This is a genomic window from Falsirhodobacter sp. 1013 (genome assembly GCF_051195255.1).
Classification (GTDB): domain Bacteria; phylum Pseudomonadota; class Alphaproteobacteria; order Rhodobacterales; family Rhodobacteraceae; genus Falsirhodobacter.
Window position 1 is genome coordinate 1 of the sequence record NZ_JBNJLK010000022.1, and the last position, 23,756, is coordinate 23,756.

The 23,756-nt window shown below is 61.3% G+C and carries 19 protein-coding genes, 3 pseudogenes and 1 riboswitch; of the genes and pseudogenes, 14 read left to right on the top strand and 8 right to left on the bottom strand.

The annotated features are described in order from the left end of the window. Positions 1-167 precede the first annotated feature (167 nt). Positions 168-1,527 (bottom strand): annotated as a pseudogene (locus ACSHZY_RS17300) (transposase); the annotation flags it as partial. 164 nt (positions 1,528-1,691) lie between these two features. Then, positions 1,692-1,808: riboswitch (TPP riboswitch) on the top strand. 74 nt (positions 1,809-1,882) lie between these two features. On the opposite strand from ACSHZY_RS17300, the gene ACSHZY_RS17305 reads away from it, so the two are divergent. From ACSHZY_RS17305 to ACSHZY_RS17315, 3 genes and pseudogenes are all read left to right on the top strand, one after another. After that, on the top strand, positions 1,883-2,545 hold the full coding sequence (locus ACSHZY_RS17305) for a TenA family protein (RefSeq protein WP_435171255.1): 663 nt from the start codon (positions 1,883-1,885) through the stop codon (positions 2,543-2,545). 283 nt (positions 2,546-2,828) lie between these two features. Beyond that, positions 2,829-3,759 (top strand): annotated as a pseudogene (locus tag ACSHZY_RS17310) (IS30 family transposase). Continuing rightward, positions 3,669-3,962, top strand: a complete 294-nt coding sequence (locus tag ACSHZY_RS17315) for a hypothetical protein (RefSeq protein ID WP_435171317.1) — start codon at positions 3,669-3,671, stop codon at positions 3,960-3,962. Before ACSHZY_RS17310 ends, ACSHZY_RS17315 begins: the two are co-directional and overlap by 91 nt. Before the next feature lie 27 nt (positions 3,963-3,989). Here the strand turns inward: ACSHZY_RS17315 and ACSHZY_RS17320 are convergent, their stop codons facing one another. Then, positions 3,990-4,337 carry a cupin domain-containing protein gene (locus ACSHZY_RS17320; RefSeq protein WP_435171257.1) on the bottom strand — a complete coding sequence of 116 codons (348 nt, stop codon included), beginning with the start codon at positions 4,335-4,337 and terminating at the stop codon, positions 3,990-3,992. A gap of 682 nt (positions 4,338-5,019) precedes the next feature. On the opposite strand from ACSHZY_RS17320, the gene ACSHZY_RS17325 reads away from it, so the two are divergent. Beyond that, the gene (locus tag ACSHZY_RS17325; RefSeq protein WP_435171259.1) at positions 5,020-6,675 is read left to right on the top strand and encodes a BCCT family transporter; all 1,656 of its coding nucleotides are present in this window, start codon (positions 5,020-5,022) and stop codon (positions 6,673-6,675) included. Between the two features lie 111 nt (positions 6,676-6,786). Here ACSHZY_RS17325 and ACSHZY_RS17330 read toward each other — a convergent pair whose 3' ends face one another. Continuing rightward, complete coding sequence (locus ACSHZY_RS17330; protein ID WP_435171261.1) at positions 6,787-6,960, bottom strand: hypothetical protein; 174 nt, start codon at positions 6,958-6,960, stop codon at positions 6,787-6,789. 211 nt (positions 6,961-7,171) lie between these two features. Further along, complete coding sequence (locus ACSHZY_RS17335) at positions 7,172-7,378, bottom strand: hypothetical protein (protein WP_435171262.1); 207 nt, start codon at positions 7,376-7,378, stop codon at positions 7,172-7,174. A gap of 591 nt (positions 7,379-7,969) precedes the next feature. Here ACSHZY_RS17335 and ACSHZY_RS17340 point away from each other — a divergent pair. The 7 genes from ACSHZY_RS17340 (at position 7,970) to ACSHZY_RS17370 (ending at position 15,455) form a co-directional block, all read left to right on the top strand. Further along, a complete protein-coding gene (locus ACSHZY_RS17340) occupies positions 7,970-8,611 on the top strand; it encodes a TetR/AcrR family transcriptional regulator (RefSeq protein ID WP_435171264.1) in 642 nt (213 codons plus the stop codon). Positions 8,612-8,860: 249 nt separating this feature from the next. Further along, a complete protein-coding gene (locus ACSHZY_RS17345) occupies positions 8,861-10,162 on the top strand; it encodes an LLM class flavin-dependent oxidoreductase (protein WP_435171265.1) in 1,302 nt (433 codons plus the stop codon). A gap of 165 nt (positions 10,163-10,327) precedes the next feature. Further along, positions 10,328-11,398: an ABC transporter substrate-binding protein gene (locus ACSHZY_RS17350; protein WP_435171267.1), complete on the top strand. Its 1,071-nt coding sequence runs from the start codon at positions 10,328-10,330 to the stop codon at positions 11,396-11,398. Beyond that, positions 11,395-12,291 carry an ABC transporter permease gene (locus ACSHZY_RS17355; RefSeq protein ID WP_435171269.1) on the top strand — a complete coding sequence of 299 codons (897 nt, stop codon included), beginning with the start codon at positions 11,395-11,397 and terminating at the stop codon, positions 12,289-12,291. The genes ACSHZY_RS17350 and ACSHZY_RS17355 overlap by 4 nt, the downstream gene beginning before the upstream one ends. After that, positions 12,288-13,127 (top strand): ABC transporter permease, encoded by an 840-nt coding sequence (locus ACSHZY_RS17360; RefSeq protein ID WP_435171271.1) that lies wholly within the window; start codon positions 12,288-12,290, stop codon positions 13,125-13,127. The genes ACSHZY_RS17355 and ACSHZY_RS17360 overlap by 4 nt, the downstream gene beginning before the upstream one ends. Before the next feature lie 8 nt (positions 13,128-13,135). Further along, a complete protein-coding gene (locus ACSHZY_RS17365; RefSeq protein WP_435171273.1) occupies positions 13,136-14,260 on the top strand; it encodes an ABC transporter ATP-binding protein in 1,125 nt (374 codons plus the stop codon). A gap of 232 nt (positions 14,261-14,492) precedes the next feature. Next, the gene (locus tag ACSHZY_RS17370; protein WP_435171275.1) at positions 14,493-15,455 is read left to right on the top strand and encodes an aminotransferase class IV; all 963 of its coding nucleotides are present in this window, start codon (positions 14,493-14,495) and stop codon (positions 15,453-15,455) included. A 115-nt stretch (positions 15,456-15,570) separates the two neighbouring features. Here ACSHZY_RS17370 and ACSHZY_RS17375 read toward each other — a convergent pair whose 3' ends face one another. After that, a complete protein-coding gene (locus ACSHZY_RS17375) occupies positions 15,571-16,713 on the bottom strand; it encodes a PrpF domain-containing protein (RefSeq protein ID WP_435171277.1) in 1,143 nt (380 codons plus the stop codon). A gap of 369 nt (positions 16,714-17,082) precedes the next feature. Beyond that, a pseudogene (locus ACSHZY_RS17380) lies at positions 17,083-17,346 on the bottom strand (IS5/IS1182 family transposase); the annotation flags it as partial. Between ACSHZY_RS17380 and ACSHZY_RS17385 the strand changes: the two are divergent. Beyond that, entirely contained in the window at positions 17,254-19,128 is a 1,875-nt protein-coding gene (locus ACSHZY_RS17385) for an ABC transporter substrate-binding protein (RefSeq protein ID WP_435171279.1), read from the top strand. The pseudogene ACSHZY_RS17380 and the gene ACSHZY_RS17385 sit on opposite strands and share 93 nt — an antisense overlap. A gap of 41 nt (positions 19,129-19,169) precedes the next feature. Here the strand turns inward: ACSHZY_RS17385 and ACSHZY_RS17390 are convergent, their stop codons facing one another. After that, positions 19,170-19,796, bottom strand: a complete 627-nt coding sequence (locus ACSHZY_RS17390; protein WP_435171281.1) for a hypothetical protein — start codon at positions 19,794-19,796, stop codon at positions 19,170-19,172. 69 nt (positions 19,797-19,865) lie between these two features. Between ACSHZY_RS17390 and ACSHZY_RS17395 the strand changes: the two genes are divergently transcribed. Continuing rightward, entirely contained in the window at positions 19,866-20,798 is a 933-nt protein-coding gene (locus ACSHZY_RS17395) for an IS5 family transposase (protein WP_435171283.1), read from the top strand. 88 nt (positions 20,799-20,886) lie between these two features. Continuing rightward, complete coding sequence (locus ACSHZY_RS17400; protein ID WP_435171285.1) at positions 20,887-21,888, top strand: recombinase zinc beta ribbon domain-containing protein; 1,002 nt, start codon at positions 20,887-20,889, stop codon at positions 21,886-21,888. 217 nt (positions 21,889-22,105) lie between these two features. On the opposite strand, the gene ACSHZY_RS17405 is transcribed toward ACSHZY_RS17400, so the two are convergent. Further along, positions 22,106-23,701 (bottom strand): alpha/beta hydrolase family protein, encoded by a 1,596-nt coding sequence (locus tag ACSHZY_RS17405; protein WP_435171287.1) that lies wholly within the window; start codon positions 23,699-23,701, stop codon positions 22,106-22,108. Positions 23,702-23,756: the final 55 nt, after the last annotated feature.

Consider the following 23,756-nt stretch of genomic DNA (forward strand, 5'->3'; position numbering starts at 1 on the left):
CGCATGGCTGCTTCTCCTTTCGATGCGGTGATCCCGTTCAGGATAACACAACGCTGGGGGAGCAGCCGGCACATCCCGATTGTGTCTACAAACTCGGCGCGGATCCTGCGATGACGTCGCGCTGAGATCGGCCTGCGCGCTCCCGTCATGCCACGTGCGGGGCGACCGGGGACCAGTTTTGTCGGTGTGCGGAGGTTCTGGGCGGTTGCGGCGAGGTGGAACTTGTCCTTGGCGCCGTTTGGGCCGTGCAGGCGCAAGCGGCCGAGGCGCAGGATGCGCTTGAGGTGGGCGAAGAGCATCTCGACCTTCTTTCGCCGTTGCGTGCTCTCGAGGTAGGCACTGGTTCCGGCGAAGGCCCGGACCTTGTCGCGGACGACCTCATGGCGGTGGCGGGAGATCGTGCGCGTGGCCTGGTTTGGCGTGCAGCGGGCCTTGAGGTCGCAGGTGCCGCAGTCCGCCTTGCTGGCATAGTGTTTGCGGAAGCCGTTTTCGCCGTAAGCCGGGCGCGCCCTGCCAAGGTCCCGCCAATACTTCTTCAGCTTCCGGTCACCGGGGGCATGTGTGTTCGTCGGCCACAGGATCGAAGGCGAAGACGGTGTTCGGGAAGGTGCCGTCGGTGCGCTCGGTCTTGTCGAAGACGGGGATGTGCTGGGTGATCTCGCGCTCGTCCAGCCAGGCCAGCATTTCGGCTGATCCATAGGCGGTGTCGGCCGCCAGACGTTCCGGCTGCAGATCGAACCGGTCCTTCGTGCGGGCGATCATGGTGCGGGTGGCGCTGACCTCCGCCTGCCGGATCGACCGGCTGGCTTCGACATCCACGATCACCGCGTTGTCGGTGTCGATCAGGTCATTGGTGGAATAGGCGAAGATCGCGGGAGCGTTCATGGCGGCGGTCCATTGGCTCGCCGGATCGCTGCAGGAGACGAACTTCGGCCGCACCTCGCTGGCCGCACCGAAGGCGGCATCGTCCAGTGTCTCCGGATACTCGCGCACGGCGCGGGGTGCCGTCTCCTCGTCGATCTGCCCGCCCTGCCACAGTTCTTGCGACATGGAATACATCTTGCCGGCATCGGCGCGGATCAGGCTCGCGTCGGTGGCGAAGTCGCGGCCGCCCACCAGCCCTTCGGCGATGCCGCGGCGCACGACCGTCTCGAAGACTTCGCGCAGAAGATCGCTGTCGCGGAAGCGCCCGTGCCCATTCTTGGAGAAGGTCGACTGGTCCGGCACCGCCGTGTTCAGATCCAGCCGGCAGAACCAGCGGTAGGCCAGGTTCAGATGGACCTCCTCGCAGATCCGCCGCTCGGACCGGATGCCGAAGCCGTAGACGATCAGCAGCATGCGGATCATCCGCTCGGGATCGACGGAAGGGCGGCCCGTGCTGCTGTAGAACGGCGCGAGGTGCTGGCGGATGCCGCCCAGATCCACGAACCGGTCGATGGCCCGGATCAGGTGGTCCTGCGGGACGTGATCCTCGAGGGAGAACTGCTAGAACAGAGCGCCCTGCGCCACCTGCCGCGATCCCATCATCCCGATCACCTCCACCGCCTACGAGTGAAAGCGCATCAGCCCCAGACCCGCCGATCAACAGGTGCCTTTCAAAACAATCGCCCGGGAGCGGACGTTCCTTCACTGCCTACTTGGAGATACGTCAGACAGAGATGGTGACATCGGGAAGACGTCCGACTATAGGGAAGATCACCAGGGGGTGCCCCGACAAGGGGCTGAGAAACCGCTCGCATCAGCAGCGCGGTGACCCTTCGAACCTGATCCGGATCATGCCGGCGAAGGGATGGGTGACGCGCCTGCCTTTGCCGGCCTCTTTGCGAGGCCGACCAATGTCAAGAACCTGCGGTCTCGCTGCCAGCCAAGAAAGGGCAGCACCATGACCGAACGTTTTACCGAGATGCTCCGACAGGCCAGTGAACCGGCTTGGACGATGGCCGTGCAGCACCGGTTCGTCAGCGAATTGTTCGCGGGAACCGTCTCGGACAGGGTAATGACCTCTTATCTTGTTCAGGATCACCGTTTTCTCGACAGCTTCCTGACGCTGCTCGGCGCGGCGATGGCTTCGGCCGACACGTTCGACGCACGACTTCGCTTCGGGCGCTTCGCTGGCATGGTGTCCGGGGAGGAGAACACCTACTTCCTGCGGGCGTTCGAGAGCCTGGGCGTGGCAGACAAGGACCGGGCCGCCACCCCTGATGCTGAAGCGACCAAAGGCTTCCAGTTGATCATGAGGGAGGCCGCCGCGACCGGCTCTTATCCAGCCGTGCTTGCCGTGCTGAACGTCGCCGAAGGGCTGTATTGGGACTGGGCATCACGTGCCCCGGAGGTATTGCCCGAGAACTTCGTGCATGCCGAATGGATCACGCTTCACAACAATCCCGAATTTCAGCAATTCGTGGCATTCTTGCGCGCGGAACTCGACCGGACAGGACCGGCAGCTCCGGACATCTCCCGCGACTTCTTCCTGAGGGCGGTGTCGCTGGAGCTCGAGTTCTTTGATGCCGCATATGATACGGGTGCGAACCCAGCCCGTTCCTGATCTCGGATGCCGAAAGTGGTCGGTGGCAGGCGGATGTGGTGTCGAGGCTCGCCAGCCAGATCCTCGGTCTGGCCACCTGCCTTGCAGTTGAGGAAGGTTTGCAAGGTCTCTTGGCGGCAATGACTGCAAAACGAAGGCCCTGTAGTATCACGAAGGAAGATTATCGCATTTTACGTATGTCCGCGGGGCAGTTCCATTTCGGGATGCCCCACCGCGCACTTTCTGATGCAAAACAGGAGGCCGCCGTGAGACGTACCTTCACGACCCTGACGAAGCGCGCACGATCGCGCTGCTGCTGCAGGCAAAGACGCCGCGAACACGGATAGCTCAGATCCTCGGCCGTGATCGCTCGACGATCCGGCGGAGATCCGGCGAAACTTGTGGCATGACATCGATGTGCCACAAGCGGACGGCTACTGGCACATGAGCGCACAGGCGCTGGCGGATGCGCGGCGTATACTCGCGCGCCTGCCCGAACTTCGAGACGCGGCCATTGGCCGTCTGCGCGGAGGCTGGAGTCCAGAGCAGATCACCGGACGGCTTCGGGTCGACGCGGATGCCCCGCTCAGACTCTGCCAAGAGACAACCTACCGGCATGTGCAATCCGCCCCCGGCAAGGCTGCTGAACCGGCGCGGCTTCTGCCGGAGCGCAGGCGAAAGCGGAGGTTTCGCTATGCCCGCAAGCCGCGGAACCCAGTTTTCCCAAAGGAGATCAGCATCCACATGCGGCCCGTGGAGGTGAACCACCGCAGCCAGTTCGGCAACTGGGGGGGTAACCTGATGATCTTTGAATGGGGCCAAGGAGACGCCGATGTGGCGACGCTGGTCGAGCGCAAGACCCGATACACGGTCCTGACGCGCAATGCGGGCCGCAAATCCCGACGCATCTTGGACCGGCTGATCCGGGAAATGTCGCCCCTGCCCGCCGAGGCGCGCCGGTCGATCACCTTCGACCGGGGGCTGGAGTTCGTGTCCTGGCGGGAGCTCGGGAGCGGCATGGGCACGAGATCGTGGTTTTGCGATCCTCAGGCGCCGTGGCAGAAAGGGTCGGTGGGGAACATGAACAAGAGGGTCCGGCGGTATCTGCCGGGGATACCACGCTGCTCGGCTGCCGCCGCAGGTCATGTTCGCCTTTGTGGAAGGCCGGATCGACCTGCGCTGGAAGGGTATCTCCCTGCCCCACAGGATCTTCGACAAGGACCAGCAGCGCGTGACCCCCGGCGCGTTTACCGAGAACGAACGCCGCCTTGGCGCCATGGAGCTTCAGCAGACGGCGCCCGAACCGTTGCGGTCGGGCAAGCAAGCGACGGTCTACACCCCGACCGGCCGCCGCAATGATGGCGGGAGTTCCGGGGCGGCAAGGACTGCAAAGCGCAAAGTCGCGGTCGCAGATGGACAGGCGGCGACGTCACCTTGAGCCCATCCGGGGACCGCTCCGAGGCACTTACAGGGTGGGTGCGGCTATTCGATCGTTGCGAGAAGTTGGCGTCGAGATGACCAAAAACATGACGTCGGAGCCGGTGTCGTTCCGAGCTTGATGAGGAGAGTTCGGCGGAATTTCGATCCCGGCGCGCGCTGGCACCGAGTGGGAGGAGCCATCCAATTCCATGGTCAGAGTGCCCGAGAGAACGTAGAAGAACTGCCGGGATGTTGCATGATAATGACGAACCTCGCTCGTGTTCGCCGGCATGCGTTCTTCGATGACAAGCAGATCGTTGCCCGGCACCAGGATCCAGCCGTCGCAGTTCTCCCCCCATGTGTAATGTTCCGCGGCTTGTCTGCTGATCACCATGATGCCCTCCAACGACAGGCGCCGCTTAGCGAAGGATTGCCGCCTGCACAATGATCGCCGGTCGCCCCGGCGCGCCCTTCCCCGACCCCCGCCAGCCCCGTCCCTGCGGCCCTTCATGGAGAGAGCGGGCCGGGGCTGGCTCACCGCTCCGGCCGCCGTCCCGCGACCCTTCTCCTTTGCCGAACCCGCGACGTTTCAACTTGGTGACAACATGCATCCTCGACAAAGGATTCAAGTTCGAACGGCGACCCTGGTGCAAGACCGGCATCTTGCATGAAGGAGGAGTTCACATGCCTGCCCCTCATCTGCATCTGAAAGAGCAGGATGCGGGTTCCTTCGCTGGTATATCACGGACCTTGCCTGATGATGTCTGGCATTCCTAAGGCGGCAGGCACAGCGTAAGATCCGGGTGGCGGTTGTTTTTCTGGCCGATGCCGCTATAAAGTCCGTCATGTTGGTTGACCCAGACATGGACGGTCCCTTGCGGATCGTCATCGACGAGACGGCTCGGACAATACCCCCTCCTCCGCAGTCACAGAACGCGCCAGATGGCGCGGCGCATCTTGCATGGCGCAACGGTTGCCCTCTCAGGGCCTGACACCGCGCCCCCCACGGTCACGACATATCCCCATGACGATGCCTTACGCACCCCAACCTCGAAAGGTCCATTCCGGAAGACCGTATGACTGAATTGAAACCTCCCTTCACCGACCTCGACATCCAAACAGCCAACTCTGGCTTCTATGAAGGATATTCCCTTCCCATCGCGCTGACGGCAAAGATCGCCTTCGCACTGCTGACTGTCTGGGCCTTGCTCCGCCCCGGCAGTGCCGAGGCGATTCTCTCGCTCGTAAACACCGAGATCCTCGGCGTGTTCAACCTGTTCTACATCGTCGCGGTGGGTCTGTTTGCCTGGTTCCTGCTGATCGTGGCCGCGGTTCCGTCCTCCGGGCGACGCAGGTTGGGGAAAGCGGACGAGAAGCCTGAATTCTCTGCATTCTCATGGTTTGCGATGATGTTCGGAGCGGGCCTGGGCGTGGGTCTCATGGTCTATGCCACGGCCGAGCCAATCAACAACTGGGGCCAAAATCCCGAGATCATCAAGGGCAACGTCGCTGCCTACTCGTCCGAGGCGGTCCAGTCCGCCTACCGCTATACCTTCATGCATTACGGCCTGCACGCATGGGGCATCTATGTCGTGACCGGTCTGTGCCTGGCCTATTACGCCTATACCCGTGACATGCCGCTGACGATCCGCACCGCGCTGACACCACTGTTCGGCCGCCAACTGAACGGCACCCTTGGTCATGTCGTCGACATCCTGGGCGTGATCGCCACGATCCTTGGCGTGGCCGTCACCATCGGTTTTGGCATCAGCCAGCTGGTGGAGGGGTTCTATTCCATCTCGGGGATGGAGTGGCTGCTGCAGCCGGGCCAAAACGGAGGCCCGCCGGCGCCTTCGGCCGTAGGCCTGATCGTCGCGCTGGTCGTGGTGATGATCCTGTCGACGCTGTCGGCCGTATCGGGTGTGGGGCGTGGGGTGAAATACCTGTCGAACCTGAATCTCGTCCTGTCCACGGCGCTGCTGCTGGTCTTCGTGGTCTTCGGCTCCTTCGTCTTCGCGATGACGACCTATGGCAGCGCCTTTGTCGACTACGTGCTGCACTTCCCCGCCCTGTCGTTCGGCGCCTATGGCGCCACCACCGAGCTTGGACAGTGGCAGACAAGCTCCACGACCTTCTACTGGGCATGGTGGATCGCGTTTTCGCCCTTCGTGGGCCTGTTCCTCGCGCGCATCTCGCGCGGGCGGACGGTGCGGGAATTCGTGCTCGGTGCGGTCGTGATGCCGTCGCTGGTCTGCTTTGTCTGGATGACCATCCTCGGCGGCACGTCTGTCGATCTGGAGCTTTCGGGCTTGGCGGACGGCGCGATCATCGATGCCTCGTCCACCAACAAGCTGTTCGCGACGCTGCAGTTCATCGTCGGCGATCAGGTCTACGGTATCGTCGCCGTCATGTGCGTCGTCCTGATCCTGACCTTCCTCGTGACCTCTGCGGATTCGGGGCTGCTGGTGATCAACACGATCATGGCGGGGGGCGAGGAGGAGACCGACGTGCGCCACCGCATCGTCTGGGGCGTCCTGCTGACGCTTGTGATCGCTGCGCTGATCCTTGCGGGCGGCGGTGGCCTGGTCGTGCTGCAGAACGCGATGATCATCGGTGCGCTGCCCTTCACCTTCGTGATGGTGGCGATGTGCGTGTCGCTGGGCAAGGCATTGTTCCGCGACCACCATCGCGACAAATGGGCCGATGCGAACGGAATCGAAGCAGACGCCTGACTTGAATTCCTTGCAACCGGGGCGCTCGGCGTTGCGGTAGGAGCAGGCGTTTCGGCCGCTGTCGTCTGCTTCTACTGAACGTCCTGCCGTGAGCCGCATTGACGATGACAACTAAAGGGGAAATCCATGAATGGGGCAGAGATGTTCTTTCAAAACTGGCAAGGCATCCGGCGCACCATCCTTGTTGGCGCGCTCGCCTATGCGATTGCCGGTGGTATTCTTGCGCGTCTCCGGCAAGCGCACGCTGGTAAAGCTCAACGGATTCGATCTGGTCGTGACGGTCACTCGGGGGTCCACCCTGTCATCTATCCTTTGATCGCCGGAATTTGCCAAACTGGTCAGGGTCGGAACCTGCTCTCATCGCGCGGGATGGCGAATTTTGCCATGGGGCGATGAAACTGCATCGGGTTACCGGAAGCAACGAATGCGGCCCGCCCGTCCAGAGCGGAGTGGATCAGCCAGGTTGCCTTCATGATCCTTGAAGGCGACGGCACCATCAGCGTCGGACCGGGCAGGCAGCGGATCTGTCCGCCTGCAAGATGGAATGCGGGGTGAAGGTGATCGACTGCAGGATGAGGATTGCGCTCACCAGAGCGGTCACCATGATCCCGATCGATGATAGCAGCTTCAGGAAGACGTAGTTGATGCTGTCCGACGCGGCCGCGAGCACGAGGATGATCGAGGCGATCCGAAGCGGGGTCATGCACGTCTTCTGGACAGGGTCTTCCACCACACATAGTGCCCTGAAGAGGAAAGCGTCCGTAGGAGATCCGATCCAGCGTAGATCCATAGGTGTCATCCTGAAGAGCCGCTCCGCCTCGCTTGGGCCGCAGGCGTCTTTCATGCCTGAACGCCTTCCGCGTGGACAGGAAGCGACTGGATCGGCCCTTGACGGCTTCAACGCCAGATGCGCTGCTGTCCCAATATCTGCACGTCCATTCACCATCAGGAACTTTCCGATGCCAGCCAAACTTAGCGGTCGTCCTCCCAAGTGTGACGGGATTTGGCCGTAGAATTCACGCAGCCATCTTCAGTGTCTGTGCGGGTGATGCCGAGGCGGCATCTGATGGATCAGGAGAAATGAATGTTCTGGCGGACGACGGCGGGCATCCGGATGGGTCCTGTAAGCAAGATGAGCTTTCTAAGGAGCCGCTTCGAGAAGCCTAGTAGCATATCCTTCCCGAAAGATCGAATTAATTTTATTATCGCGATTGGACACCTTGGTATGATCACCTTGTTCCTCGATCCGTACCATAGCCGTTGCACTTAACATTTCATCATTCTTGGGAGCCGCATGAATCAGATCGGCACTGACGAGACGCCTCGGCCAATCGTGCGCCGCAAGCGCGGCGAAGAGCGGCTGCGCTTGCTGATCGACGCCACGGACGCTTTGGTGAGCGAGCAAGACCTTGAAACAGTCACGCTGCAACAGATCGCTCAGCGCGCCGGCATACCCGTCAGCTCGATTTATCATTTTTTCCCGAACCGTGAGGCGGCCTTCATCGCGGTGGCCAAGCAGCATCTGAAGTGGTTCGACAAGACGATGGGCAGCCGCCTGGTTGCGCCGCCCGAGAGCTGGCAAGATTTTGTCCGCATTCGCCTGCACAGCTCGGCCGACTACCTGAACCAGCATCGTTCTGCGTTACGCCTACTGCTAGGTCGACATATCAGCGACGAGATGCAGCAAGTGAATGCGGCGTCCTATCTGCGATTGGCCCGCGCCCGCCTGGGTGTGCTGGACAGCTACTTCGTGCTGCCCTCCATCGAGGGACTGGATCAGCGGTTCGCCAATGGCGGCCTTATGGCCGATGCAGTTCACGGTCATTCTTTCACGCGTCATGGATACATCACCGAATATTTTCTTGATGAATCAACGCGCGCGGTCGTGTCCTACCTGCGTTGCTATCTCCCAGAATATCTGCCCCGTCGCGCCTGAACGCGTCGCTTCAGCCTGGGGCAGAAAGACACTGTCCTTCATAAGCCGCCCTAACGCCAGCACAGCTGATGCTTTTCTGATCACTCCCCAACAACTTCGCCAATCTGCTTGGGGAACACCAAGTTTCGTTTGCGCGCTCAACTGTCCCATGCCTTTCTCGAATTAATTCGACCATTTGCCCCGGACCGAGTGATGGGGAGCGGATAGCCAGAGCGGCTGAGAGAGGGATAAAAAGCATTGTCGCGTTCCATGCACTTCGTCGGCTATTGCATTGCCGGCCCGACCTGGCATTCCAACGGGGCTTGGAAGCACCCCGAAAGTGATGCCCTTGATGCGCTGAACATCGAGCGTTACGAGCACATCGCCCAGACCTTGGAAAAAGGGCTCTTCGACGGCTTGTTCTTCGTTGATGTGCAAGCCCTGTTCGAGACCTTTGGTGGCACCTGGAATGCCAACATCAAGGAACCCGGCCAGATCTTCCTGCTCGACCCGCTGCCGCTTCTGTCCGCGATGGCACGCAAGACCAAGCATATCGGCCTGTCGCTTACCATCTCGACCGCCTTCCGGCACCCGTTCGACATCGCGCGCACCCTTGCCACCTTGGACCATGTTTCGGGCGGCCGTGCGGCATGGAACGTTGTCACCTCGGCCAGCGGTCTTGAAGCCCAGAACTATGGCATGGACCAGCTGATGGACCGCTCGCTGCGTTACGATCACGCTGACGAGGTTCTGGAAGCCTGCCACGCGCTGTGGGATTCGTGGGACGAGGATGCCATCATTGGCGATCCGATCACGGGCGCTTGGGGCGATCCTTCGAAAATCAAGCATGTCAACTACCAAGGCAAATGGGTTAAGACCCGTGGTCCGCTGACCGTGCCGCGCTCGCCTCAGGGCCGCCCTGTGATCATGCAGGCTGGATCGTCCGAACGTGGCCGGGAATGCGCGGCGCGTTGGGCCGAGGTGGTGTTCACCTTGCAAAACGACAAAGCCTCGATGCAGGAATTCTACCGCGACCTGAAGGGCCGCGTGTCGAATGCAGGCCGTAACCCCGACCACCTGGCCATTCTGCCCGCCACCGATATAGTGATTGGCGAGACGGAGTCGATCGCCCGAGAGAAGCAAGATTACATCAACTCGCTGGCCTCGACCGAACTGGGTCTGGCTGAGATGTCGAACCACATCGGCATCGACCTGTCGAGCTATCCGCTCGATAAGCAGCTGGTGGACATGGAGATCACCCAAGGTTCGCGCGGCGTGATGGATTCCATCATGGGCGGCTCCAAGGGCATGACGCTGCGCGAAGCCGCACGGAACTTCGCTCAAACCCAGTTGGTCCCGCAGCTGGTAGGCACGCCGACGCAAATCGCCGACTACATGGAAGACCACTTCCGCTCGGAAGCCTGTGACGGCTTCATCATCTGCCCGTCGGTCTCGCCGGTGGCCTATGAACAGTTCGTCAAGATGGTGGTGCCCGAGCTGCAGCGCCGTGGCGTCTATCGCAAAGAATACGCGGGCAAGACCTTCCGCGAGAACCTGCGCGCAGGGATCTGAAACAAAGGCTTTTCCCGCATCTCCAAGGCGTCCAGCCCAGGGATGCGGATTGAACAGGCAGCGGGCGAGACGATCGCTTGCTGCACCCCGCCAAGGCGAGAAATGGCGGGCGCTTGAACTGAGAAAACTACGAAAAAACAAAGTTTTCGACAGAGGATTTACCAGATGTTCAAGACCACCGATAATGGCCTGTTCATGCTCAACCGCCGCCAGCTCCTCGCCGGAGCGAGCGCAGGCACAGCCATGCTTGCTGCCCCCTCGATATTGCGCGCGAACACGCTCGAAACCCTGACCGTGTCGAGCTCGGGAGGCGCGCTTGAGGAGGCCTATCGCAAAGCCTATTTCGACACGTTCGAAATGCAAACCGGCATCAAAACCCTCACCGCCCCCTATGCTGACACCGGCCGCGTCAAGGCCATGGTCGATGCTGGCGCCGTGGACATCGATGTGGTGGCACTCGACTCCGGTGAGGCCGCCGTGCTGCAGCGCGCGGGCCTGCTTGAAGAGCTGGACTTCTCGGTGATCGACATCACGGGCGTGCCGGATTGGGCGCATTCCTCGTGCTACGTGCTTTCGGATATCGCGCCGACGGTCATCGCTTGGAACACCAACAGCTTCAGCGCGGAAAGCCGCCCGAAAAACTGGGCCGAGTTCTACGACACCGAGGCTCGTCCGGGTCAGCGCGGTCTGTGGAAATACGCGATGGGCACGCTGGAGTCCGCTTGCTTGGCTGCGGGCGTCGCGCCGGCTGATCTTTATCCGCTCGATCTCGACAAGGCCTTCGCCATGCTGGACAAGATCAAACCGGACCTGACGTGGTGGACCTCGGGCGCTCAATCGGCGCAGCACCTGATCTCGAATGAGGTCGATCTGTCGATGGTTTGGACCGGCCGCGTGCACCAGCCCAAGGTCGACGGCGCGCCTGTCGACTACGGCTTCGAGCAAGCCGTCTGGATGTGCGATGCCTGGGTCATCCCAAAGGGCGCAAAAAACAAAGATCACGCGATGCGGTACATCGCCAACGTCATGCAAGCCAAAAACCAGGCCATCATGGCGCAGAACATCCCCTACGGCCCGACCATAACTGCGGCCCTCGATCTGCTGCCGCCGGAAACTCAAGCTCTTATGCCGAACTTTGGCGACAACGGCAAAGATGCGGTGGTGCAGAACGTCGGTTACTGGTCCGAGCACGGCAGCGAGATCTTCGCGCGCTTCAACGAGTGGCTGGCCGGATGAGCGCCGAGCCTCTCGATATCATCGGAGGGTCGGCGCAACGTGCCGGCCGCCTCGCCCGCCTGCAAGCCGGGCTTTCGTCGAAGGCCTGGCTCATGGTACCTTCGCTGCTTTTGCTGTTCTTTCTTTTCCTCGTGCCGCTGGTCGCCATCATCGGCCAAAGCTTCGCTTCGCCCGATGGGACCTTCGATGCCTATCGCCGCATTCTGACCAGTGGCGGCTCGCTCGCCTCGCTTTTCTATACCTTCCGCGTTGCGGTGGCGGTGACGCTTCTGTCTCTGATCCTTGCCTATCCAGTGGCCTATTTCATCGCCAATGCCCGAGCCACCTTGCAGCTGGTGCTGATTTCGATGGTGCTGGTGCCGTTTTGGACCAGTGCGGTGATCCGCTCGTATTCCTGGCTGGTTATGCTCCAGCGCAAAGGCGTGGTGAATGATGTGCTCCTGGGCGTCGGCCTGATCGACCGCCCACTTCGCCTTGCGAACACCGAGCTTGGGGTTCACCTCGCGATGGTCCAGGTGATGCTGCCGTTCATGGCGCTGCCCCTGATAAATGCCATGCGCAACATCAACCCCGGCCTGATGCTCGCTGCTTCGATCCTCGGAGCCAATCCGCTCAAGCAGTTCCTGCAAGTCTACCTGCCGCTTTCCGGCCCAGGTGTGCTTGCGGGCTCGGCATTGGTGTTCATCACCACGCTTGGCTTCTACATCACGCCGGCACTTCTGGGTGGTGATGGCATGATGGTTGCCGTGATGATCGAGCAGCAAGCGTCTCGTCAACTGGACTGGCCGCTGGCGTCGGCCCTGGCCACGCTGTTGCTGGTATCGACCTGCGTGTTTTTCCTCGTGATCGAGCGTCTGCGCGCCGCCCAAGCTGCATTCCGGAGGCCAAGATGAGTCGCACCACTCCCCATGCCCCGCCCACTGTTTGGAGCGTTACCCGCTGGACCGCCATCGGCTTCACGGTCTTGGTGCTGGCCTATCTTGTCATCCCCACCGTCGTGATCATTCCACTATCGTTCTCAAGCGAAAGCTTCCTTAGCTTCCCGCCCAAGGGCTTCTCATGGCGCTGGTACGAAACCTTCTTCTCGACCATCGATTATCACTATGCCATCGGCAACAGCCTTAAGATCGGCATCCCCTCGGCGGCATTGGCCTCTCTTTGCGGCACGTTGGCGGCCTTGGCCATGGCTCGCGCCAATCTGCCTTGGCCGAAGGTGCTCGCCATGATGATGATTGCGCCGATTATCCTGCCGCAGATCGTGCTGGCGCTAGGCCTTTATCCGCTGATGGTGAAGGTCGGTTTGCAAGGCACCTTGCTTGGCATCGTCTTGGCCCATGCTGTGGTGGCCATGCCTTTGGTGTTCATCTCGGTCTCGGCCAGCCTGCGTGGCTGCCCTGAGCAGCTGGAACAAGCCGCCGCCACTCTTGGCGCCAATGGCTGGAACACCTTCTGGCATGTGACCTTCCCGCTCATCCATCCGGGTATTCTGGTGGGCTTTATCTTCGCCTTCACCTTCTCCTTCGATGAGCTGATCCTGTCGATGTTCCTTACCAGCTCGACCACGCGCACCATGCCGCGCTTGCTGTGGGAGCAGCTGAACTTCCAGATGACTCCGGTCATCACCGCGGCCTCGGTGACTTTACTGGTGTGCACCGTGGTTCTGATCGGGATCGCGGGCTGGATCAACCAGCGCAATGCCCGTCTTGTTGGCGAAAGAAAACATGTATGATGGTAGACATGATGACGACATTTGCCGCAACCGCACCCGTAGGTGAGGTCCACGGCGCCCGCGTGGAATTTCACGAGATAGCTAAGGATTACGGCACGACGCGGGTGCTGCAGAGCACGACTTTGACCATCGAGCGGGGAGAGCTTTTCGCGATGATAGGGCCTTCGGGCTCGGGTAAGTCGACGTTGCTGTCGATCCTTGCGGGTTTCGTGCTGCCTTCGGAGGGCCAAGTGCTGCTCGACGGCCAAGGTATCTCGACCACGCCGCCCTATCAGCGCAATATCGGCATGGTATTTCAAAGCTACGCCTTGTTCCCGCATCGCACCGTGGCCGAAAACATCGCCTTCCCGCTGATAATGCGAAAGCTGCCCAAGACAGTGATCAAGCAAGAGGTCGAACGTGCCCTTGTCATGGTACGCCTCGAGGCCATGGCGAACCGCCGTCCCTCGCAACTATCTGGTGGTCAGCAGCAGCGCGTGGCACTCGCGCGGGCCTCGGTTTACAAGCCGCGCCTGCTGTTGATGGATGAGCCGCTTGGCGCCTTGGATAAAAACCTGCGCGAAGAGATGCAGGAAGAAATCAAGGCCTTCCAGCGTACGCTTGGCGTAACCATGGTTTACGTCACCCATGACCAGCAAGAGGCCGCTTTTCTGGCTGATCGTCTTGCCGTGCTGAACCAAGGCCGTCTCGAGCAAATCGGCAGCCCTCGTGATCTTTACGACACGCCGACCACCGCTTTCGTGGCAGGATTTCTTGGTGAGATGACTATGATCGAGCTGGCCGAGCACCCGCGCGCTTCCACCGAAGGCCATGGCATGGCCAAGGCGCACAATGGGCCCGAAATCAAAGTACCGCTGCCCAAGCGCAGGGGCTCGCGCCACAGACTCTGTATCCGCCCCGAAAATATCCGCCTCGGCCAAGCGGCCCTGGACTGTGACAACAGCTTCCTGGCCACGGTGGAAGAGTCGCTCTTCACCACTGGCAGCTTCCGCTACAAGCTGAAGCTCAAAGGTACCGACACCGGGCTGATGGTGCGAGTGCCCTCGCATCCAGGTGACTGTCTGCTGGCCAAAGGCTCGGATGTGCCGATCGGTTGGAACGTCAACCAGACGGTCACTCTCACTGAAGGTTGACCCTTCACATCTTCCAACGTGACGCAGCCACAATGCCTGCTGCTCGCCACCTTGAAGAGTGGGGCCACTTCATCCACCACAACATGTTTCTCTGCACCGCCTATGGCATCGCAGATCGAGCGCGCGCTGGAGATATCCGACACCACCATGGCTGAGATCGTGGCTCTTGGTGACGCGCGTCACCGATCACTCGTCCTGGCCCGCGCTGGCTTCTTCTAAATAGGTAAATTCCATGTCCTTCACCGATACCGTCATCGATGCCTACCGCGCACGTCTTGCCGCCTTGCAAGCTGGCGCCGATACCAACCCTTGGGTCAAAGGTATCGCTTGCTCTTTTGGGGAATATACGCCCCTCTATGAGGCGCGGGTGCCGATGCTGGACCAAGGCTTTTTGCGGTCGGATCTGACCTATGATGTACCCGCGATCTGGGACGGGCGCTATTTTCGCCTTGATGACCATCTGGACCGCTTCTTTGCAAGCTGTGCGAAACTAAAGCTGCTCTCACCGATGCCACGCGACGAGATGCGGTCGCGCCTGATCGAGATGGCGAAAGTCTCGGGTATTCGAGATGCCTATGTGGTGATGATCACCACGCGCGGCTTCAACAATGTACGTGCCACCTCACCCGAGGATTGCGCCAATCACACCTATCTGATGCTGATGCCCTATGTCTGGATCATGGACCCAGATACCCAGGCTACGGGCGGCAAGGCGGTGGTCACCCGAAGCGTGCGCCGGACCCCGCCCGGTGCGATGGACCCTACCGTGAAGAACCTGCAATGGGGCGACTTGACACGTGGCTTGCTCGAGGCACGCGAGCGGGGCGTTATGTATCCGATCCTGACGGATGGCGATGCCAATGTCACCGAAGGCGCGGGTTACAATGTCGTGATGCTCAAGGGCAAAACCCTGATGACCGCGCGACGCGGCGTGCTTGAGGGCGTCACCCGCAAGACGGTGATGGAGATTGCCCGTAATCTGCAGTTAGATGTGCAGTTGAGCGAAACCCCGGTTGAAGCACTTTACGAGGCGGATGAGCTGTTCTTTTGCTCTACTGCCGGGGGCATCATGCCGATCACCGAACTGGACGGTGCGCCGGTCGCTGATGGCCAAGTCGGGCCGCTCACCCAACAAATCTGGGCCGAATACTGGCGCTTGCACCACGATGACACGCTCAGCTTCGAAGTGAGTTAACCGCCATATCATGCCCGCTCAAAGCAACCCTCGGGCGTTACGCAGCCGAGCTGCGCATGCCTGCTAATCTCAGGCAGTTTCTAGGTGTTCTACCCCGACATCTTCTGGATCGGGTTCAGGATGAATCTGTCCGGCTCTTCTGTCCAGATCTTGCAGCAACGCCGCCATCCTCGGCGCGCACCTCTGCGGCGACGCGCAGCACGCCCCCCGGATGGCCGACCCGCAGGTCGTAGATCCCGCGCGCCTGCCCGAGATCGGCGACGGCCTCCTGCACCAGCGTGCCGGGGATCCCGGCGGCCACGGCGGTTCCGGCGGCGCCTGAACCCGGGTAGGCCTTGGAGAACTCGTAGCGTGCCAGGGAGCGGGCGGAGAGATCATGGTCGCCAACCGCCACCGCCTGACCGTTGGTCGCACCATAGGCCATCGGCGGGGCCACCGCGAAGATCAGCGGGTTTGTGCTGACCCGCAGCTCCTGATCGGCATCCGGGCCGGTGATGAAGCCGATATGCGCCGACACCGCCTTGCGCACCGCTTCCAACCGCCCGACCAGCGCCAGATCCGCCTGCATGTCGTAGATCGAGGCCGAGGTGTCCATGCCGATGTCGCCAGCGCGGACAAAGAACAGCAGGTTGGCCATGTCGATCACGCTGACTTCCAGCGGGCCGAGGCCCGGGATGTCGACCCTGTCCACCGCATTGCCGGTGGGCAGCACCGAACCGCCAAGCGCCGACCCGGCGAAATCACCGAAATCCACGTCGATCCGTGGACCTGTGCCGGGCACGCCGCCGATGACGAAATCGCCCTCGACCGCCGGGAAGCCGTCGCGCATCGGCACATGGGTCACCAGCCGTCGGCCGGTGTTGACCTGGTGCACGTTGACCTGCATCCGGCCGCCCTCCATCCTCCCGGCCCCTGTCAGCGCGCCGTAGAGCGCCGCGCCAGCGGAAAGATTGCCGCAGTTCGCCTTCCAGTCGACGCGGGGCAGCTCGGTGTTCACCTGACCGAAGAGATAGTTCACGTCGCAATCCGCCCGGGTCGGCGCGCCCATGATCGCCACCTTGCTGGTCAGCTTGTCGGCGCCGCCCAACCCGTCGATCTGCCGGCGGTCGGGCGAGCCGAAGACCCGCAGAACGATCTCGTCCCGCGCAATTCCGGGCTCGGGCAGGTCGGCGCGGTCGAGGTAGATCCCCTTGGACGAGCCGCCGCGTATAATCCGGGTGGGAATGGAGCGCATGTTGAGGGCGGGCAGAACGGGCATGAGATCCTCCTGGGGCAAGTCCGGACGAAACATCCGAGCAACGTTCATCCGGCCAGAACAGCCTGCCCGTCACGGTGATGACAGCGACTTAAAGTCAGGCAGGCGCAGCCAGAGTTCGGCCCCGATGTGCGAGGGAATTCGCACTAAGGCTTGTGCACTGCTCCCCAACCTTGGACCGTCGGATACTGGAGTTTTCCGGCTTGGTCATGGCGACGGGCTGGCTGCGTCGCCAAGATATTGCAGGGCGATCGGGACGTTATATCCGATCGCGCTGTGGGGTCGGTCTTCGTTGTAGTGTCGACGCCATCCCCCGCCGCACCCTTCTTCTGACCACGCTTGCCGCCCCGGCGCTGGCCACGACGCCGCGGTAACATCTGCATCGAATTCGTCGGCGAAGTTGGGCTTTACATACAGACCCTTGATCCGATTGCCCGACGTCCCGGGACGCGGGATCGTCGTAGTAATCCCCGCCGCGTGGCAGATCAGGATCTACCGTCCGCTGAAGTAGCCCTTGTCGGCCAGCACATGCATGGGGTCGTGATGAAGCGCATCCTCGGCCGCCCGTGCCATCGGCACGAGCAGATCACGGTCATGGCCCTGATTGACGGCATCATGAGGTATTTCGAGGCCAGTTCTGACCGGGGTACTCTCTCCTCAGGGCTTCCAGCGCCACGCGCGCCTCGAAGCCGCGTCATGGTTCTTGCGCTGTGCAAAGATATTGTCTTGCGTTACGATTCAACTGTCGCAACCTTGTTCATCCACAGGTTGCAGGCCATGCTTTCAGCAAACAGCGCGGAGCAGGGTCGACGCTACTATTTGCGTAGCGGTAGACCGTCGAAACCTCGATACGCGATGGTTGCGAGGCTGGCCACCCCGCCGCTGGAGGAAGGCCAAGGGGGAGAGAATTCAATGAGACATTACCAAATTGTGGGAGCTGCAGTGCTGGCATCAGGCATGGCACTGCCTGCACTCGCGCAGGACAGAAGCGTGACGATCGTGCTTCCTCAGACTGTCGATATCGTGGACCCATGTATGGCGGCGCGCCAGACAACGGGCCGTGTCGTATCGGAGAACGTCAACGAGATGATGGTCGAATTCGATTACGTCAATGGCGGACTGAAGCCCCGCCTCGCGACCGGGTGGAGCCAGATCGATGATGACACGTGGCAGTTCAAGCTGCGCGAAGGCGTCAGGTGGCATGATGGCACTGAATTTACGGCCCAAGACGTGGCATTCACGCTGACGCGCAACAAGAACCAAAACCTGACTTGCGAGGTTGGCGGCAAGTTCGGCGCTATGGAATTCACGGTTGAGGCATCAGACGATCATACGATCAACATCACGACGAACCCGCCTTCGCCGATCCTGCCGCTTCTGATGTCGATCATGCCGATCACTTCGGCTGCTGTGACTCCCGAGAACGAGTTGACCCGCAAGCCGATCGGAACTGGCCCCTATATCTTCGAGACGTGGAATGTCGGCCAATCGATCATCTTGAAGCGCAACCCCGATTATTGGGGCGAAGAGCCCGAGGTCGAGCACGCCATGTATGTCTGGCGCAATGACAGCGCCGTCGCTGCCGCGATGGTCGAGATCGGCGAGGCCGACATCGTGCCGTCACTTGCCATGCAGGATGCGAACAACCCCGATACCGACTTTGCCTATCCAAACGCGGAAACCACCTACATGCGGATCGACACGCGCACTGCGCCCCTCGACGATATCCGCATCCGCGAGGCATTGAACCTCGCCATCGACAAGGAGGCCTTCATCGGCACCCTGCTGCCCACAGAATCGCAGATGGCAAGTCAACTCGTCGTGCCGACCACCATCGGCTACGACAAGGAAATGGAGCCTTGGCCGTTCGACCCAAAACGTGCGACCGAACTGGTCGAAGCTGCCAAGGCGGATGGTGTTCCGGTGGATACCGAGATCCTGATTGTCGCCCGCAGCGGGGTGTTCCCCAATGTCACCGAGACGATGGAAGCCATGATGGCCATGTGGAAGGACGTCGGTCTGAATGTCAGGCTGCAGATGAGCGAAGTATCCGTCCACAACACTTACTATGTTCGTCCCTTCAATCAGGACGGCGTGCCCACCCTCCTCGGAGCGATGCATGACAACGCAACGGGCGATCCTGTCTTCTCCGCTTACATCAAATATGCATCGGGCGGCATCCAGTCGGTTCTCAATGATCCTGAGTTGGACCAGATGATCGCCGATGCGACGACAGCCACAGGCGATGGCCGGTCCGCAAGATGGGCAGAAGTGTTCCGTGTGGCGGAGCGTGACATCATTGCGAGTGTGCCGATGTTCCATATGGTCGGCTTCACCCGGGTGTCGCCGCGTCTGGACTACAAGCCGACGATCGCGGCGAATTCGGAACTGCAACTGGCGCAGATCAAGTTCCGGTAGTTCGGGGAGGTTTCAAACCGTCACTGCCTGTCCGTTGCTGGTCACGAACCCGCCCCGCAGAAGCTAATCGAACTGTTGTCATCAACCGGAAAACGGCGCGGGTTCGACAAAGTAGAAGTGTCGCGGCAGGGTACCTGCGCAGCTTCTGCTGCCCCGAAATCATGCCGATGCGTTCCATCGACCCTCCAGCCCCCGAAGCCCTGATCTAGATGGAGTGTGAGTTGGCGCCCATCGTTCAATGTGATCGTCAAGCTTCTGCCATGATCCATTTGCGACTTTGAAAGCAGGTTGACCTGCGCCCCAGTCAACATCTGCCTCATAACTTCGCGTCGCGTGGTATCGGAGGGGAAGGTGTCGTGCTGGAACCGGGGTGCGTCCCGTGACTTGTCAGCTACCGCCAGGGTAATCTCCATGCGAGCCTCCGCCGCACCTGGCGCGGATTTTACCACCTTGGCCAGAAGCCGCATCGTATAAGGCACCAGCAGATAGCGGCCGCTATAGGCAAGGCTGCGCACCCCAATAGATTGCATCGCCGAGATGTCAAGAGGCGCCTTGCCGTTCAACCAGGACCAAAACCGGCGGCCGAAACCGGCGACGGGTCCGTCCATAGCCGTGCCTACCGTCAGAAGATGGGCATTGCCCACGCCAAGTTCGATCAGCTTCTGCACCGGCGTTGTTGCAGAACTGGGGCTGCCGGAGGATTCACGCGGCTGGCCTGGTAGGGTAAGCGTCTCGACATGAGCAAACCCGAAGCTGCCCGTTACCGCACGACGAACTGGTCCTCCTATAATGAGGCGTTGAGGCGGCGCGGATCGCTGCTGATCTGGCTGGACAAGGACATGGTCTGGCTGGCCACCAGAGCGGGGCGTCCAGGTCGTCCGCCGGTGTTCTCTGATGCGGCAATCCAGTTCTGCCTGATGGTGAAAGTGCTCTTCGGCCTGCCGCTGCGGCAGACGACCGGGATGGTATCCAGCGTCCTAAAGATGGCGGGTCTTGACTGGCCGGTGCCAGACTTCTCCACCCTGAGCCGGCGGCAGAGATCTCTGGTGGTCGACATATCCCACCGTCGTGCAACGGGGCCGCTGAACCTTCTGGTCGACAGCACCGGGATCAAGTTCCTTGGCGATGGTGATTGGCTGGCCCGCAAGCATGGCACACGCCGCAGGCGCCAATACCGCAAGGTTCATCTGGCGATGGACACGGCCACCGGCAACATCCGGGCGGTGGAGTTCACCTCGAGCCGCGAAGGCGACAGCCCGGTGCTGCCCGACCTGCTGAGCCAGATCCCGCCAGAGGAGCAGATCGGCACCGTGACCGGCGACGGGGCCTTCGACACCCGCCGGTGTCACGCCGCCATTCTGGACCGAGGCGGCACGGCCGTCATCCCGATCCGTCGGAACGGACGCCTCTGGAAGGAGGAATGCCCGGCCGCCCGTGCCCGCAACGACATCCTCCGGGCAACCAAGCGCTTCGGTCGGGCCAACTGGAAACCGTGGTCCGGCTATCATGTCCGAAGTCGGATCGAGGCCAGAATGCGCTGCCTCGAATCCTTCGGCGAGCGGATCGCCCCAAGAGACCCCGACCGCCAGACCGCTGAGATCCACATCCGCATCGCCCTCATGAACCGCTTCAGCGCACTCGGCACCGCCGAGATCGAACGCGTGGCATAAGGTCAGCGGGGTCAGGGGACATCACGCTTCAACCCCGAGTTCTGCAACAACGCCCATTGGGCAGCTGGTCTGGAACCGGCAGAGGTTCGTGAAGGACCCCGAGACCGGCAAGCGCCAAGCGCGGCCGAACCCACCCGAGGCGTGGATCACCGAACAGGTCCCCGAACTCCGCATCATCGACGAAACGCTCTGGCAGAGGGTAAAGGACCGGCAAGGGGCGATCCGCGAGGCAATGAACCCGGCGGGCGTCAAGATGGAGCGTCCCGACATCGGCCGCGCGCGGCGCCCGGAATACCTGCTCTCAGGTCTTCTCACCTGCGCGTGCTGCGGTTCGGGCTACTCGCTGCTGAACCACACCCGCTACGGCTGCAGCGGCGCACGGAACAAGGGAGCGACCCACTGCACCAATCGGGCGACCATCACGAAGGAGGACGTCGAGGCACGGGTCCTCGGCGGCCTGCGCGAGCGGCTCCTGCATCCCGAACTGATCGTGGCCTTCGCGGAGGAATATCGCCGCGCCTTCAACGCAGCCGCCGGCAATGCCGAAGCGGATCGGGTCAAGGCAGAGCGCGAGCTGGCGAAGATCGAGACGAAGATCGCGAGCCTGCTCCGGGCGATCGAGGACGGCATGTATTACCCGTCGATGAAGGCGAAGATGGACGGGCTGGAAGCCCGGAAGATCGAGTTTGGCCAAACGCTGGCGGACCGCCCCGAGCCCCCTGCCCTGCGGCTTCACCCGAGCCTTGGCGCACGTTATCGGTCGGAGATCGGGCGCCTGTCGGAAGCGCTTCAGGCGCCGAGCATGAAGCGTGAGGCGTCGGAGATCCTGCGGGGTTTGATTTCGGAGGTGCGGATGATCCCGAAGGTGGGTGCGCCGGGCGGACACCGCATGGAATTGGTGGGCGACTTGGCAGGCATCCTGCGCCTTGCGGAAGACGGCGTGTCGGCCGCCCTTCAGGTCCGGGGCACCATGCACGAACCCAGAAAGCCCCGACGGTGTGTCGGGGCTGCTGACTCTTCGGAGTCTGTGTCGATGGTTGCGGGAGCCTGCAGCCGCAGTAACCTACCTCGGTTGTCCGCGATGGTCTGATGTTCATGAACTCCCTCTAATCCTTGAACAGCTTAGGGGGAAGTTCTAGCGACTGCTTGGCGTCTAGAGTGTGAAACCGTGCGGTCCCCCCGCCCATGCCTTTGCCAAGCTCTTTCCGATCGAATTCATGACCATTTCAGGCGATCCACAGTATGCCAAGGCTGAACGCTTGCGAGGATGGGCAGCCGTCAAGCATGGACCCAAACACCACCGGACGTCACTGCGACTGGACACGCAGGCTCTGGGGATCCGTCGTGATCTCCCAATAAGGTGGTGCGGAAAGGACCAGCTCCTTCAGGTCAGCAGGACGGTTTGCGCCATCAACCTGAGGCTGACCAAGAACGGCAGCCTTGGCGAAGGCGACGAAGCGTTCTCCCACCAGCCTCATGTTTTCCGGATGCTGGGTCGAAAGCGCATGCGGTCCATGAAACACGAAGATGTCTTTGGGTTCCTGCGCGTTACTATAGGCGGCAAAGGATCCCTCCAGCCCTTCGACGTAATCCCACGTTCCCCGCACGATCTGAAGTGCAGGCCATTTGCCAACATTGGCAAAGACATCCGAGTCCACGTAGTAGGTCGTATCAAATTCCGTCCGCAGCGCCGCTTCGACCATATCATGCCCCGCCACGCGGTATCCCAACCCGGCCGTATTCGGGCCATAGAGGATCGCGCCCTTGATGTTCGCATTCCCGATCGGCGGCGCACAGGTCCCACCTGCGCCATTCCGGTCGCAGTTTTCGACGAAGTTCTTGTGCATGGCCCACGCGGTGGCATAGGAGCCGCGTGAATATCCACCGATCACGACGGGCATCGCGGCAGGGTCGGCGCCGGCCATGACCGCGTTCGATGAGTCCATACCTGTCAGCAGGTTTCCGTCCGGCGTCAGGACACGCAACCCTTCGCCCGATGCAAGCTGCTCCAGCTCTCGAAAGATGTCATTCGCCTGTTCGGCCGTATCGTAGCCGTGGACACCGCCTGAGATTCCGTTGCCGCGCCGGTCAGTGATCAGCACGTCGAAACCAGCCGCATGCAAAGCATGGGCGAAACCGCGCCAGTGCCGCATTCCCGGTTCTTCGGATGCGCCGTTGCCACCCTGCACGAAGCCCTTCGTCTCCTCGTCATAAACGACGCCTTCGAAACCCGGCTCGTCAATCGCGGTGATCTCGTTTCCGCCGCCATTGTTCAGGATCACGAGGGCGCGCCGGAGAGGTTCCGCATCGTGCGTCACCCCTGCCCCTACGAGATACCAGCCGCGAAGCTTGATATCGTCCGTCTTATCCAGCTGACGCTGTTCATAGGCAGTCGGGGGAACGGTGAATTCGACGGTATAGGTATGCTGTTCTGCCTGCCCGATCGGTTCGGCATAGGGCTTTTCTGCAAAGAACGCAGGGCGACGAATGCCTGCAAGGTCGACGTCTCCCTCCTGATCGATCTTGCCGATCGAATTGAGAGTGCCGGTATCTCTTGGTTCGAACTTGGCAAAATTCTGCGCGCCTTTTCGGGCTGCGGCCGCACAAGCCTCGTCCAGTTTGCAATCTTCCCAGCGTTCACGGATCCGCGCGTCCGTAAATTCCTCGACATAGAAATTCTCGCCCGCGAAATCTGCAGGAACCAGCTGATTGGTCGGCATGAAGGGCTGGCAGATGCCAGCATCATCGCCGTAACCCGGCATGTCGGCATTACGGTCGAAGTTGACGCGCGCCCGACACTCCGGCTCAGGCGTGCCGGAGTTGACGAGGCCAACATCCTGAGCGTGGATCAGGCCCGCGGTCCCGACAGTTGACAGAATGGCGGCAAGTGCGACCTTGAACATGTCTTCCCCTCCCTTGTTCACGTGGAGCATGTGGATGAAACGAATAGGCAGATGT

Bases quoted from the DNA above. Each gene is read 5' to 3' on its own strand.
- ACSHZY_RS17360 (WP_435171271.1), top strand. From the start codon at position 12,288: ATGAGTCGCACCACTCCCCATGCCCCGCCCACTGTTTGGAGCGTTACC.
- ACSHZY_RS17365 (WP_435171273.1), top strand. From the start codon at position 13,136: ATGATGACGACATTTGCCGCAACCGCACCCGTAGGTGAGGTCCACGGC.
- ACSHZY_RS17325 (WP_435171259.1), top strand. From the start codon at position 5,020: ATGACTGAATTGAAACCTCCCTTCACCGACCTCGACATCCAAACAGCC.
- ACSHZY_RS17375 (WP_435171277.1), bottom strand. From the start codon at position 16,713: ATGCCCGTTCTGCCCGCCCTCAACATGCGCTCCATTCCCACCCGGATT.
- ACSHZY_RS17385 (WP_435171279.1), top strand. From the start codon at position 17,254: ATGAAGCGCATCCTCGGCCGCCCGTGCCATCGGCACGAGCAGATCACG.
- ACSHZY_RS17315 (WP_435171317.1), top strand. From the start codon at position 3,669: ATGTTCGCCTTTGTGGAAGGCCGGATCGACCTGCGCTGGAAGGGTATC.
- ACSHZY_RS17405 (WP_435171287.1), bottom strand. From the start codon at position 23,701: ATGTTCAAGGTCGCACTTGCCGCCATTCTGTCAACTGTCGGGACCGCG.
- ACSHZY_RS17370 (WP_435171275.1), top strand. From the start codon at position 14,493: ATGTCCTTCACCGATACCGTCATCGATGCCTACCGCGCACGTCTTGCC.
- ACSHZY_RS17395 (WP_435171283.1), top strand. From the start codon at position 19,866: ATGAGCAAACCCGAAGCTGCCCGTTACCGCACGACGAACTGGTCCTCC.
- ACSHZY_RS17340 (WP_435171264.1), top strand. From the start codon at position 7,970: ATGAATCAGATCGGCACTGACGAGACGCCTCGGCCAATCGTGCGCCGC.
- ACSHZY_RS17320 (WP_435171257.1), bottom strand. From the start codon at position 4,337: ATGGTGATCAGCAGACAAGCCGCGGAACATTACACATGGGGGGAGAAC.
- ACSHZY_RS17350 (WP_435171267.1), top strand. From the start codon at position 10,328: ATGTTCAAGACCACCGATAATGGCCTGTTCATGCTCAACCGCCGCCAG.
- ACSHZY_RS17355 (WP_435171269.1), top strand. From the start codon at position 11,395: ATGAGCGCCGAGCCTCTCGATATCATCGGAGGGTCGGCGCAACGTGCC.
- ACSHZY_RS17305 (WP_435171255.1), top strand. From the start codon at position 1,883: ATGACCGAACGTTTTACCGAGATGCTCCGACAGGCCAGTGAACCGGCT.
- ACSHZY_RS17345 (WP_435171265.1), top strand. From the start codon at position 8,861: ATGCACTTCGTCGGCTATTGCATTGCCGGCCCGACCTGGCATTCCAAC.
- ACSHZY_RS17335 (WP_435171262.1), bottom strand. From the start codon at position 7,378: ATGACCCCGCTTCGGATCGCCTCGATCATCCTCGTGCTCGCGGCCGCG.